Source organism: Venatorbacter sp. C2-1, assembly GCF_022832715.1.
In the GTDB taxonomy this organism is placed as follows: Bacteria; Pseudomonadota; Gammaproteobacteria; order Pseudomonadales; family Oceanobacteraceae; genus Venatoribacter; species Venatoribacter alkanivorans.
The window spans coordinates 3,081,400-3,094,582 of record NZ_CP094879.1 but is presented as its reverse complement, the minus strand read 5'-3'; the positions used below and the strand labels follow the sequence as shown (position 1 = coordinate 3,094,582).

Sequence of the window (13,183 nt, the reverse complement as noted above, 5' to 3'; positions counted from 1 at the left end):
AATTTAGGGGCGATAAAAAAGGCTTTGAATCATGCTGGCATGTTCAAAGCCCTGTTAGTTATATAGTTCAGACTTCTTATATCGTCAAAGATCTGATACTCAGCAACTCCTTAATAACCGTTATAAATGGGTCTCTGCATATTCCGCCAGAATGGATCTTGGTGAGCCTTCCAGATGAATGGTGCCGCCGCTGCTGAATTCTTTAAAACGCTCAATCAGATAGGTCAGACCTGAGCTGATCGGATTCAGATAAGGCGTATCGATTTGCGCCAGATTTCCCAGACAAACCACTTTTGAACCGGCGCCGGCACGGGTGATGATGGTTTTCATCTGATGCGGGGTCAGGTTCTGGCATTCATCAATCAGAATCAGGCTGTGCTGAAAACTGCGTCCGCGGATGTAGTTCAGCGATTTAAACTGCAGCGGCACTTTCTGCAGAATGTAGTCAACGCTGCTGGTGGCGTGCTCATCGTCATTGTGGAGTGCCTCAAGGTTATCGGTGATGGCGCCCAGCCAGGGCTCCATTTTCTCCGCTTCGGTGCCGGGCAGGTAGCCGATATCTTCATCCAGTCCGCGGGTTGAGCGGGTGGCAATAATGCGGCGGAACTGTTTGGTGGCGACGGTCATTTCGATGGCTGCAGCCAGTGCCAGAATGGTCTTACCGGAACCGGCCTGGCCGGTCAGGGTGACCAAATGTACCTCCGGGTCCATCAGCAGATGCAGGGCCAGTGCCTGCGGAATATCGCGCGGTGTCAGCCCCCAGGCACTTTGCGATAACAGCTGCTCGGCCGGCAGATCCTGCAGCAGGGCGGTTCCTTCCTCAATCAGCACCACGCGGCCGATAAAGCCCTTCTCGTCGACGATAAAGCGGTTCACATAGAGTTCGTCGGGCAGGTTTTCCAGTGGTACGCGGTGGTAGGTGCCGGTTTCATCGTGGAAGGTTTCAACCTGTGACTGGGTTTCCCAGAACGAATCGGCAAAGGCGTGATAGCCGGTTTCCAGCAGGGATACGTCGGTCAGCAGCTGGTCGTTCTGGTAGTCCTGTGCGCCGACGCCACAGCCGCGGGCCTTGAGACGCATATTGATGTCTTTGGTAATCAGAACAACTTCCCGGCGCGGGTATTTTTCCTGCAGCCCTACGAGGCTGTTAATGATCTTGTTGTCGTTCAGGTCGGGCGGCAGCGAGCGGTTCGGCGCCTCGAAATTATCCAGCAGAATCGATAAATGACCCTGCACCGAGCCATCCGGGCGGGCAATGGGCACGCCTTTGGCGATTTCGGTAGGGGTGGCATCGCCGATGATATGGTCGATCTTGCGGATTGCCTCACGGCAGTCGGTGGCAATGGACGCTTTGCCCATTTTCAGTTTATCCAGCTCCTCCAGAACGGTCATAGGGATCACCACCTGATGCTCTTCAAAATTCAGGATCGCGGCCGGATCATGAATCAGAACATTGGTGTCCAGAACGTACAGCTTGGTTGCGGATTTACTTGCGGCCATATAAGCACTCTCCTGGTTGCAGGTTGGGCTGATCAGATACAGAAATGGCGGAATGCCACGGTGCGCACAGCGCGCGCAATGGGTCGGGCTTGCGGTCGTCAATGGCTTGGCTGGTGGGTTGAGGTCTGGTTGGGTGTGGCCGAGCGGATTGCAGTACGATGGTTTTTGCGACGAAAGGGTTAACGGGTTGAGCGACAAGGGGGTGAACAACGATGGAAGGGGAGTGGACGTTGCAACTGAGGTTCAGCGTCGGTGGTTGCATACTCTGTGTGCACAGGTCTGTGTGGCCTGCCTGCACTCTGAATCTGCCATATCCTGGCAGGTTGATACTGCTCTCGGGTAGCAACTTACCCTCCCTCCGTGGGTGATCGGTACGCTTTGCCGCCGCTATGCATGTGTCACTTATGCGACAGCAAAAACACGCCTTCAGTTACTATGGCGTTACGCAGACTCCTTGCCAAGTGTTTGTTTTATGACAACGCTTTGTCGGCAATGGTCAGCGGATCTGGCCTGAGTCAGCTTTTCAGCCGCGCCAGAAACTGTGCCAGATCCGGCAATAACTGCAGATAAACGCCGAGCCGGCTGGCCAGCAGTACACCGTCTTTGCTGGTCAGTTTTTCCTGTGCCTGCTGTACGGTCTGCTGCAGCACCCGGCGTGCACGCAGGCGGTTCATGCCCCATTCAACTCCCGGTGCCAGTAATGGCGATAACAGCAGGGCGGAGAGAACACCACTGCCGATTCCGACCCAGCTGACCCAGGCCGGTACACCGAACCAGCCGGCCCAGAACGCTCCCCACCAACTCTGCTGGCCCAGATACACGCTGCCGGCGACGGTGCCGCCAAGACTGGCGGCGCTGCTGAGCATGGCTTTATCGCCCAGTAAGCGGCCGGTGAGCATGATGGTCAGTGCCAGCATGCCTTCGCGCAGCCCTTCGCTGGGCAGATGCAGGCGTACCAGCTGATGTTCAACATAGCGCTCGAATTCCTGCCGTTGTGCCGGTGTCAGTGCCTGCTGGTCTTCAAGATCATGACGGTAATGCTCGATGATACGCTCACAGTATTGCTGCAGGCTGGTTTCAAGAGCGGGCAGATCAAGCAGCTCCTGCTCCAGAATACGGCGCATTTCCTGTTGCTTGCCGCTGGGGCTGGCAATGCCTCCCGGACGGCGGTGCAGCAGACCGAGCAGCGTGCGCGGCAAGGCGAGAAGATCGCCGGGAATATCGCGGCGGTGGCGCCAGTGGCGGGCAAAAACCGCTCTGGCCGGAGCAAAGTGGCGGCGATAGACCGTATCCACACGCTGACTGGCCAGCGCGAAATGCTGGTCGAGCAGTTGCTGCAGCGCCCGGCTGTGTTCTGAAGCCGGTAACGTGTCGTTTTGTGCACGCTTTTGACGGTGCGGAGATGCTGGCTGTTGGCGCATTTTAACCTTTCTAAGACCCTTGATTGACTCTATTGTCGCGGGCCCGATGACTACTGGGCCAAGCTTTTTGGCGGCTTAAGCGTTAGACTGGGGCCGGGCTTAACCACAGTGCCAGACACTCAGGTAAGACCCATCAGGATGACCGTTATCCTGAACAGAATAAAAAAAATTACTCATCAGAAAATGGGGGCGTCATGTCTTTCCTCGCGCGTATTTCGCTGGCAGTGCTGGCGATCAGCAGCATGTCCGGCTGCAGCATGATCTACAAAACAACCGGCTGGTTTGCATACGATTACACCGAAGAGTATGCGATTCCCTATACCATGAAAAGCAGCGACCCGGAGATGGCCTGCGGCATGACCACGGCTATGGCTCCGACGCTGATGTCGTTCTCTGAAGTCACTTTTGCTCCGGACCGCGCGGCGGTGACCATGTACATGATGTCCGGCTCCTGTGCCGAAGAAAAAGCCCATGAAGAAGCACTGACCTACGTACGGGCCTTTAAGAGCCAGAACATTGCCGAAGCCAAAGATGCCCGTATCCGCGAAAAACGCGCCTTTGCTGTGGCAGCCAGCCGCCAGTACATGGCGTATCAGCACATGGTGGCCGAGTTTGGCGAGCCGGGCGATAAGTGTCCTGATCTGAGTGAAGATGAAGAAATTTACTGGGTACTGGGCTCTATTGCCGGTATGCAGTCGGTAATGAGTGACCTGCGTTCACAGAGCAGCGTTAACGTACCGAAAGACATCGCCATGAAAGCCGTTCGTGGTCTGCAGTGTGTGGATAACGTGCGCTGGTGGGGCCTGCCGCAGGCGTTGCAGGCTGGTATCTGGGTAATGATGCCGGACACCGCTCCGAAGGGCACCGACCCATGGCAGGAAATGGCTAACGCCAGCCGTATTGCCACGGCCTCCGGTGTGCGTATGGCCCATGCCATCGAAGTGGTGATTGCCGACGGTTCAGGCAACACCGAGCAGCTGCGTGATGCTATTCGCCGCCATGCAGCTTCGCTGAAGACCACTTCCAGCAATCCGGACTACCGCATGATGGATATTATGGCCAGCCGTCAGATTATGGCTGTATCCGACCGTCTGTGGACGGAAGCAACCGGCGCCCGCACACCGACCGGTGGTCTGGGTACTTTCTGGGATGATGTTCAGCCAAAAGCGAACACCCTGGATATCGACGATCTGCTGGAGGACTGAATATGTTACGGGCATTACTGCTGATGGCTCTGGGTACCAGTCAACTGGCTTTCGGAGCACTGGAAAAACGTACATTCTGTGTGTATGACCCACTGGGCGCCAATGGCTCAATCTATGGCATGACCAAAGATTACAGCACCATTGCTCTGGAATGGGGTGTGGATTTCCACCTGCGCGCCTATACCGATGAAAAAATCGCGGTCGATGACTTTAAAGCCGAGCAATGTGACGCGGTGCTGATGACCGGCGCGCGTGCGCGTCCGTTCAACAAGTTTACCGCTACGGTTGAAGCCATTGGCGGTGTGCCGAGTGATGACGTGATGCGTAATCTGGTGAACACCATTGCCTCACCGAAAGCCGCGAAGTTTATGACTGAAGGCCGCTATGAAGTAGCGGGTATTCTGCCGGCTGGGCCTATTTATCTGTTCCTGCGCGACCGCACCGTCGATTCGGTCGAAGAGCTGTCGGGTAAGCGTATTGCCACCATTGAATACGATGAGCCATCGATGAAGCTGGTCAATCATGTCGGTGCTTCGGTGGTACCGTCCAACTCGGCTAACTTCTCCGGTAAGTTCAATAACGGCAGTGTGGATGCGGCTTACGCGCCGGCGGTGGCTTACAAACCACTGGAAATGTACAAGGGCCTGGGTAATAAGGGCGGTATCCTGCGCTTTAATCTGGCCTATCTGGACTTCCAGCTGATTCTGCATAAAGACCGTTTCCCGGCAGAATTCGGCCAGAAATCACGTTTGAAAATCGCCAGCGTATTCGATCGCATGCGCGAATATATCGATAAAGACACTGCCGAAATTGATCAGAAATACTGGGTCGATCTGACACAGGATGATCATGATAAATACAACCAGATGCTGCGCAATGTACGCATCTCTCTGCGTGATGAAGGCGTTTACGACGGCAATATGCTGCGCCTGATGCGTAAACTGCGCTGTGCCGAAACACCGGCCGCCGCAGAGTGTGTCGAAAAACTCGAATAACAATAAACAGCCGGCAACACCGCGGTTCCGTCCGGAGCTGCGGTTGCGGATACCCTGCGCGCCGGCAGCAGTAATTTTCAGAGGTATTCTTCCATGGAGCAGACAGTACGTGTAGGCAACCGCACGGCGTACGAATGGCTCGCCGCTCTACCCGCATTTCTGGTGCTGGTATTTGTTGTCATCCTCAACAGCAGTCACGCATTGCATGCTCAGTTGCTGCAATTGGGTGAGGGTGTCTGGGATGGTTATTTCCAGCTGCGCACCGACCCGGTACAGCCTTCCTGTAACCCGACCATGGATATTGATGCGCAGTTAGCGCGTCTGGTGGCAGAAGCCAATGCTCAGCAGGATGATGAGTGGGATTTATTTGAAGAAGAGCCGGCCGATCCTGCGGTTATGCGTCAGTCGTTACTGGCCGCGCAGGAACAGTGCCAGCAAAAACATGCCCTTTATGAAAGCACCGTTGACCGGGTAACACCGGCCGTCCGTGTATTCCGTGCTATTGAATTAAGCGTGGCCGAATTCGGCGAATTCGGCTTAAGTGCCCAGCGTATTATGCTGGCGGTACTGGTGCTTATCTGCGGCCTGACCGCGTTATTCCGCCGCCATCACATTGCGCTGCGTCCGATGGAAACGGTGATGGATTACCGCGTTGCTTCCGGTGCTCAGCTGCTGGCCAGTGCGATTCTGTTTTATTCGGTCTACAGCTTCCGTGAAGTCGCGTTCTCTGCCGGTGTGGAAGTCACCACCCAGCACAGTATTCTGCATCATCTGTGGATTATCGGTTTTGCCTTTATTCTGCTGCTGAGTCTCTATCAGTTCCTGTTTATTCCTAAAGATGCCAAGCCCGGCGGCAGCTTCCTGAAGGCACAGCTGGCTGTACCACTGTATGCCACCATGTGCATTATTTCCGGGGTGTACTTTATTTCGGCGGGGCACAGTGCCGGTATTGGTATCTACCTGAACCAGATGATGGAACTATCACAGCTGTTCCTGAATGTGGGGCTGTATGTGTGGATCGGTATGCTGCTGAAGCGTACTGAACTTGCTCAGGTGGTGTTTAACCTGTTCCGTCCGTTCAAACTGCCACCGGAAATGCTGGCAGTAGCGGTGGTTGCGGTGGCGGCTATTCCGACCGCTTACACCGGTGCCTCGGGTATTTTTGTAATCGCTGTTGGCGGTCTGATTTATAACGAGATGCGCCGCGCCGGCGCGCGTCGTCAGCTGTCACTGGCAGCCACGGCGATGTCGGGCTCGCTGGGTGTGGTTCTGCGTCCTTGTCTGTTGGTGGTGATCATCGCCGCACTGAATAACGAAGTAACCACCGATCAGCTGTTTGGCTGGGGCGTTAAAGTCTTCTTCCTGACCACGCTGCTGTTTGCCCTGATGGCGCTGGCAACACGCCAGGGTCCGATGCGTCTGGAAACACCGGACAATGTTTTCCCTGAGTTTTTACGGGCACTGAAGCCGCTGATTCCTTATGTATTTATCATCGGTATTACGCTGGCGATTTATGCCGTGGCTCTGAATGCGTATCTGGATGAGTTTTCTGCGCCTTTTATTCTGCCGGTGCTGCTGCTGGTGATTCTGGTTTATGAACGTCTGGGGCAGGAAAAAGCCGCACTGAAACGTGAAAACCTGAATATTGATTACGTTGAAAACCGTCTGGAGCAATCCTGGAGTGATCTGCGCCGCGGTAACGATTCCATCGAAAAAACCATCCGTGAAGCCACCACTGAAACCACCGGTCACATTGGTGCGTTACTGATGCTGATGGGCTTGTCGGTGAGCATCGGTGGTGTGGTCGAACGTGCCGAACTGATGAGCATGGTGCCCACAACCTTCGATTCGATCTGGCTGGCAATGGCCTTGCTGGTCGCGATTCTGGTGGTGATTGGTATGGTCATGGACCCATACGGTGCGGTGATTCTGGTCAGCGCAACCATTGCCACTATCGCTTATGACAGCGGCATTGATCCGGTGCATTTCTGGATGGTAACGCTGGTGGCCTTTGAGCTGGGTTATCTCAGTCCGCCGGTGGCGCTTAACCATCTGCTTACCCGGCAGGTGGTTGGCGAAGAAGAGGTTCGTCTGGCGAAAGAAGAAAGCGCCGGTATGAGCTTCTGGTATCGCCATGAGCGTATTCTTCTGCCGCTGACCACCATGGCTATTGCGCTGGCGATTGTTGCCTTTGTGCCGCTGGCTATTGGTTACGACTGAGGGTGAGTTGTAAATAATCAAGAACAGAAAAACGGGAGCAGCAGCTCCCGTTTTTTATCCTCCTGTGTCTGCGCAGGTCAGGTAATCCGGCTGCAAACAGCCATGAAAAATTCATCTGTCAGTCGCGCTTTTGTCATCTGATTCTGCGCTTCAGGTGGCTCTTCAGGCCAGTTGGCAATTGAGTACCACATCGGCGCGAATCGTTCACTTTTCACGCTGTACTATGGTTCCAGTATTGTCTAATCTCAGGCGCTCTCACCTGAGGACTATAACAATGAAATGGATCCGCTGTTTGCTGGCTCCGCTGTTCCTGACGGCTATGACTGTTCAGGCGGCGACCGAAACGATGACACTGGCGGCTGATGCCGATGCCGGTGTGCAATTCCCCATGAATATTCAGACTGTGACCGGGCAGAGCAGTGACGGAAACCAGTTTCTGTCGGTAACTGCCGATGTGTTTGGCGCGGTTGAAGCGGCTATCAACACCACCGTTGCCGATGTACAGGCAAGCTTCTTTGAATGGAGCTACAACCGTGGTGTCGGTACCATTCCCAATACCTGTCCGGCCGGCTATGACGCCAATGCCGGCCTGTGTGCTGAGCAATGCCCGGCGGGTTTTGATTCCGTTGCCGGCGTGTGCTGGGAACAGTGCCCGGAAGGCTGGTCGGATGGTGGTGCCCTGTGTACCCAGTGGAAATGGTGGCCGGAAACCCGTGCCAAACAATCCTGGATTCAGCCACGCATCGCTATGCAGTGTGCGCCGGGTTCCGTGAATGAGGCTGGTCTGTGCTACGAGCCTTGTGCCGATACCTTTACCGGGGTTGGCCCGCTGTGCTTTGGCCGTTTTGCCAATAACGACAGTGCCGAGCGTATCCGCCAGCAGGCCGCTGAACAGCAGGCTGATGTTCTGGCCAATCTGGGCGAAAGCGGCATTGTGGTGCCGGAAGGTCAGCAGCCACAGCTGAAGACCGATATGTCTTTTGCGCCGATTGTCTGCGGCCTGGAAGCAGTTGAAGGTGCCTTCGGTCTGCCGGTACCGGACCCGGTGAACATTGGCGGTCTGGCAGTGGATGCGACCGGTGATGCCATCCTCAACGCGATTTCGGATTCGGTGAGCAGCGGCGCCTGGTTTGTACCGAGTCTGGCACAGACCGTTGTACTGGATTTCTCGGCTCAGGCCGGTTGTGAAGACGATGGCGTAGTGGCCAAAGCGTCTCTGAATTTCAAGCCCAGCGTAACGGTAAAAGCCAGCACCCGCATGTTCGACAGTGTGCTGCACAATATGGCCGGTGTGGATCTGGGTATTATGAGCGTCTCTGTTTATGAGCTGATTCCGTTCCGTGTGTACGGCACTGTGGGCAGCACCATGAGCACCGATGCGACCCTGACCTCTGTGGTTGACCGCAGCATGCCACCGCTGATTATCGATGGTAAACAGCATGCCAACAGCACCGCGCTGGCGGTGACTCCGGGCATGGATCTGTGGCTGTCGGCGGAAGCTTATCTGCGTGTTACCAGCATCCTGAGTTTTATTCCGGATCTGCTGCAGCTGGGCGCAGAATTCAAAGTCTGGGTTCTGGAACTGGCAATGCCTTATCAGCTGGAAGAAGGTATGCGTAACGGTGCTGAAGGCTACGAAATGTACAAGCAGGAATCCCTGCACAGCCTGCTGTCTTCCGGCCGTGGTTATGTGGATACTTTCCTGCGTGTTTTCGGTATCGAAACCAACGCGTTCGGTGATAATGCCGATGTGCAGTGGGACGGTTACCACGAAGACAAAACACTGTTCGATAAAGAGGCCAGCCGTCCGCTCAGTTTCTGAGTAACGCTGCCTGAACGGTAAACCCGAGGCCCTTCCTGTGAAGGGCCTTTTGCTTTTACAGACAGACTGCTCAAAAACGGAGCCCTGATCATCATGCGTTGGTTGCTACGAATTCTGTTGTCACTGCTGGCTTTGCTGATGCTGAGCGGAGCAGGCTTTTATCTTTATCTGCAGACCCTGCCAACCAAACCACCGGCCTTTGTCAGTGCGGCCGATCTTGATGAGAGCCAGACTGCACAACCACTGCAATGTGCGGCGGGTCAGCCACTGCAGGCTGCGTACCGGGTGCGGGTTGAGGTGCTGTCGCGCCTGAATGGTCAGCAGGTGTATGCCTCTAATGTGAGTTTCCGCACTCAGCTGCAGCAGGCCAATGGTGATTTTGTGCGCGCAGTGGCCACGGATATCCGGGTTGATGAAGGCGATGGCGCGAAGACCTTGCCGGATCTGCCCTATCTCAGCCGCGTACAAAGTGCCCAGGGGGCAGTGTTTGTGGCGTTTAATGATCTGGGACTGATGGAGCAGCACCCGCTGGCGGTGATCAGCCAGCTGCTGAAAGGACTGTCGGTCGGTCATGAAGGCGAAACCTACCGTTATGCCTATGACTCGCTGCAGCGCTTATACCGTTACCGCCAGACGGCCGCGGGCAGTGAACGGGCGGTGTTCCGCGCGGATAGCGATTTATCGCTGCTCAGCCGGGATTTTGCCGCTAACCGCAGCGACTGGCGTATTGTCAGCGATGGTGGTTGTCTGCCGCAGCAGCTGACATCCACCGAGCGTCAGGCGCTGCAGGTGGCGGGGCAGCAGGGCTATATCGAATTCCGTATCCAGGCTGAAGCTATTCCGTCGTATGCCGATCTGAGCCGTTACACCTTTAATGCTGGTGCCAATGCTGCACAGCGCTGGCAGATGCGTCAGGTAAGTACCGCCGAGTTTGCTTCACCGGTGAATTCTGCCGCTGATATGTGGGCAGTGTTTGCCGGTTTTGCCAAAGAACGTAATACCGCCCGCCTGATCCGTGCCGCGGAATATCTGCTGGATAACCTCTCGCCTTATGAACTGGCCGACGCTCTGCAGGGTCAGGGGATGGAACTCAGTGATGAGGCCGGGCGTGATCTGATTTTTGCGCTCGGCATCAGTGGTCGGCCGGAGGCTGAGGACTTTATGCTCGACGTATTGCAGACCCTGCCACAGGGCGCCGGTGAAGCGGTGGATATGCAGAAAGTACGCCTGATGGTGGCCCTGTCTGCCTCAGGGCAGGTTACGCCGCGGGCGTATTCCGCACTGGATGCACTGGCGCGCAATACACAGGAAAGCGTTAACGTTCAGGCTAATGCCCTGATCAGCATGGGCAGCATGGTGCGTCAGCTCGAACGGCAGGGCAGCGATAACAGCAGTCAGGAGCAACAACTGACACAGCTGTTAAGTGAGCGTCTGGACGGCCCGCAGGCAGCCTCAGCCATTATGGCGGCCAATAACGCCGGACTGACCAATCTGGAGCCTGAAATCATCGCTCATCTGGGTTCATCGTCGAGTCGTGAGCGTTATGCCGCCGGGATGACCCTGAGCCGTAATCCGCAGCATTATCCGCTGTTGCTGGAACACCTGAAGGGGGAAACCTCCAACCTGGTGAGTCAGGCTATTCTGGCCAATATGGATGTGAGTAAACTCAGTCAGACACAACGTGGTCAGCTGGATCAGATCGCCAGCGACAGCGCTGATGCCGATAAGGCGATGTTAATTCAGCGCTTTCTTGCTCAGTAATGCAGATAACAGGCATAAAAAACGCCGTGTATACGGCGTTTTTATTTCTCTGTGCACTAATGCAGCAGTAATTCATCGCAGCTGAATTTTGACGCTGGTACCGGCACCAAAGCTGATATCGCGGATGATAACATCGCCCATATGCTGACCTTCAGAGCCAGCGACTCTTACGTTGCGGAAGGCAATCTGCTTGATGGTGGTCGGCATCTGTACTTCCAGTGAACCGTCGGCATTGATGGTGGTACGTGGACCGGGTTCGTATTCAACACCGGACACTTCCATTTCAGCATCCAGCAGGTTGGTGCCGGGAATCAATGATGACGCCAGGCTTTCCAGCGTGGTAATGGCTGCATCATCGCTGTCGAGATCACTGTTTACGATATCCAGCAGGCGTTCATAGTTGGTCATTGCGCCCTGAGCGGTAATATCAGACATTGCGCTGTCGGACATCATCTGCATGCCACTGCGCTCGGTAATCTGCTGCTCTGCAATGGCGCTGTTATCTGTTGCGGCATTGGCGTTGGCCATAAATGGCTGAATAGGGCCAAGCAGGACGGCACTGATGGCGGCAATCAGACGATAACGGGATTGTTTCTTCAGTGCTTTGCTGAGCTGACGTTCGGTTAACCAACCGTTGTTAACCAGTACTTCACCAAGGCGCATGCCGCTTTGGGCCTGCAGTGTGAGTGCTTCGTCCAGTTGTTGGCGGGTGATCAGTCCTTTATGAATGAGCAGGGTGCCCAGACGTGAGCGCTGTTGTATTTCTTGCCGCTTTTGCATGCTAGCCGACCTTTTATGGGTTCTTGTTATTCCGTGTCCGGTTATGCTGCCCCAGTGGCGCAAAGGGAACAACAAAAGGACTTTGACGGAAACCGTTTATTTGTCATCTGGCCTCTTTAACTCATTGAAATTAAACGGAAATACAAAAGCAGGCCAATTTGTAACTGAACGTTGCCGGGGACTGGATATTTTCCCCACACTGCGAGTATAGACAGGAATGTCAGGGCTGCAGGTCTGGAACCCAGTGATAGGCAGGATGGATGAGCAGATTGACAATATTAATTTACCCCCTGGGCTTTTTACCGCTACTCTGCGGGCAATTGTCGTGGCTGGTCCGTAAACGGCAGGCTGTTGTTGCCGGATAAACACTCTGTATCGGGCATTATCGGGCATTTAAATCGTCCATCGATTTATCCCGGCGGCATTGCTCCCTATAATGGCCGCCATTGACACCGAATTCTGACATTGGAGACGCATCAGCATGAGCGCAGCACGCCACGTTAAGTTATTGATTCTGGGTTCCGGTCCTGCCGGTTACACCGCTGCGGTTTATGCCGCGCGCGCCAACCTGAATCCGGTGATCATCACCGGCATGCAGATGGGTGGTCAGCTGACCACCACCACTGAAGTGGACAACTGGCCGGGTGACGCCATGGGCGTTCAGGGGCCAGAGTTGATGGAGCGTATGAAAGCCCATGCTGAGCGCTTTGAAACTGAAATTGTGTTCGATCAGATCAGCGAAGTTGATGTGCAGCAGCGTCCTTTCCGCCTGAAAGGCGACAGCGGTGAATACACCTGCGATGCATTGATCATTGCTACCGGCGCCAGCGCCAAGTATCTGGGTCTGGAAAGTGAAGAAGCCTTTAAAGGTAAAGGTGTTTCTGCCTGTGCGACCTGTGATGGTTTCTTCTACCGCAAAAAACGCGTCGCCGTGATTGGTGGTGGTAACACCGCCGTGGAAGAAGCGCTGTACCTGTCGAACATCGCTTCTGAGGTGGTGGTGATTCACCGTCGTGAAGGCTTCCGCTCTGAGAAAATCCTGGCCGATAAACTGATGGAAAAAGCGGCTAACGGTAACGTGACTATTCACTGGAACAGTGAACTGGACGAAGTGCTGGGTGACGACATGGGCGTAACCGGTATGCGCATCAAAAACCGTGAAACCGGTGAGACCCAGAATATTGAGCTCGAAGGTATCTTCGTGGCTATTGGTCACTCACCAAACACCGGCATTTTCGCAGGCCAGCTGGAAATGAAAGACGGCTACCTGGTCGTGCAGAGCGGTTCTAACGGCAATGCAACCCAAACCAGTGTTGAAGGTGTGTTTGCGGCCGGTGACGTGTCCGACCACATCTACCGTCAGGCCATTACCTCGGCCGGTACCGGCTGTATGGCCGCACTGGATGCCGAGCGTTACCTGGATAACCTGAAGTAATTCTGGTTTCTGACCGAATAAAAAAGCCCGGCATTGTCCGGGCT

General features: G+C 55.0%; 9 protein-coding genes. 6 read left to right on the top strand and 3 right to left on the bottom strand.

Translation table 11 applies throughout. The features are described 5' to 3' along the window. Positions 1 to 120: 120 nt before the first annotated feature. Both MT343_RS13875 and MT343_RS13870 read right to left on the bottom strand, forming a co-directional pair. Complete coding sequence (locus MT343_RS13875; protein WP_145465878.1) at positions 121 to 1,500, bottom strand: PhoH family protein; 1,380 nt, start codon at positions 1,498 to 1,500, stop codon at positions 121 to 123. 515 nt (positions 1,501 to 2,015) lie between these two features. After that, on the bottom strand, positions 2,016 to 2,921 hold the full coding sequence (locus tag MT343_RS13870) for a hypothetical protein (RefSeq protein ID WP_145465877.1): 906 nt from the start codon (positions 2,919 to 2,921) through the stop codon (positions 2,016 to 2,018). 194 nt (positions 2,922 to 3,115) lie between these two features. On the opposite strand from MT343_RS13870, the gene MT343_RS13865 reads away from it, so the two are divergent. From MT343_RS13865 to MT343_RS13845, 5 genes are all read left to right on the top strand, one after another. Then, positions 3,116 to 4,126, top strand: a complete 1,011-nt coding sequence (locus MT343_RS13865; protein ID WP_145465876.1) for a hypothetical protein — start codon at positions 3,116 to 3,118, stop codon at positions 4,124 to 4,126. A 2-nt stretch (positions 4,127 to 4,128) separates the two neighbouring features. Continuing rightward, positions 4,129 to 5,121: a putative solute-binding protein gene (locus tag MT343_RS13860; protein WP_145465873.1), complete on the top strand. Its 993-nt coding sequence runs from the start codon at positions 4,129 to 4,131 to the stop codon at positions 5,119 to 5,121. 93 nt (positions 5,122 to 5,214) lie between these two features. Then, entirely contained in the window at positions 5,215 to 7,341 is a 2,127-nt protein-coding gene (locus MT343_RS13855; RefSeq protein ID WP_145465871.1) for a TRAP transporter large permease subunit, read from the top strand. Positions 7,342 to 7,615: 274 nt separating this feature from the next. Then, positions 7,616 to 9,163: a hypothetical protein gene (locus MT343_RS13850; protein ID WP_145465869.1), complete on the top strand. Its 1,548-nt coding sequence runs from the start codon at positions 7,616 to 7,618 to the stop codon at positions 9,161 to 9,163. Between the two features lie 93 nt (positions 9,164 to 9,256). Then, entirely contained in the window at positions 9,257 to 10,924 is a 1,668-nt protein-coding gene (locus MT343_RS13845) for a hypothetical protein (RefSeq protein ID WP_145465867.1), read from the top strand. A 72-nt stretch (positions 10,925 to 10,996) separates the two neighbouring features. On the opposite strand, the gene MT343_RS13840 is transcribed toward MT343_RS13845, so the two are convergent. Beyond that, entirely contained in the window at positions 10,997 to 11,704 is a 708-nt protein-coding gene (locus MT343_RS13840) for a hypothetical protein (protein ID WP_145465865.1), read from the bottom strand. A gap of 481 nt (positions 11,705 to 12,185) precedes the next feature. Between MT343_RS13840 and trxB the strand changes: the two genes are divergently transcribed. Beyond that, entirely contained in the window at positions 12,186 to 13,139 is a 954-nt protein-coding gene (gene trxB, locus MT343_RS13835) for a thioredoxin-disulfide reductase (protein ID WP_145465863.1), read from the top strand. Positions 13,140 to 13,183 lie beyond the last annotated feature (44 nt).

Coding starts and splice junctions, on each gene's coding strand:
- MT343_RS13875 (WP_145465878.1), bottom strand. CDS start 1,500: ATGGCCGCAAGTAAATCCGCAACCAAGCTGTACGTTCTGGACACCAAT.
- MT343_RS13870 (WP_145465877.1), bottom strand. CDS start 2,921: ATGCGCCAACAGCCAGCATCTCCGCACCGTCAAAAGCGTGCACAAAAC.
- MT343_RS13865 (WP_145465876.1), top strand. CDS start 3,116: ATGTCTTTCCTCGCGCGTATTTCGCTGGCAGTGCTGGCGATCAGCAGC.
- MT343_RS13860 (WP_145465873.1), top strand. CDS start 4,129: ATGTTACGGGCATTACTGCTGATGGCTCTGGGTACCAGTCAACTGGCT.
- MT343_RS13855 (WP_145465871.1), top strand. CDS start 5,215: ATGGAGCAGACAGTACGTGTAGGCAACCGCACGGCGTACGAATGGCTC.
- MT343_RS13850 (WP_145465869.1), top strand. CDS start 7,616: ATGAAATGGATCCGCTGTTTGCTGGCTCCGCTGTTCCTGACGGCTATG.
- MT343_RS13845 (WP_145465867.1), top strand. CDS start 9,257: ATGCGTTGGTTGCTACGAATTCTGTTGTCACTGCTGGCTTTGCTGATG.
- MT343_RS13840 (WP_145465865.1), bottom strand. CDS start 11,704: ATGCAAAAGCGGCAAGAAATACAACAGCGCTCACGTCTGGGCACCCTG.
- trxB (WP_145465863.1), top strand. CDS start 12,186: ATGAGCGCAGCACGCCACGTTAAGTTATTGATTCTGGGTTCCGGTCCT.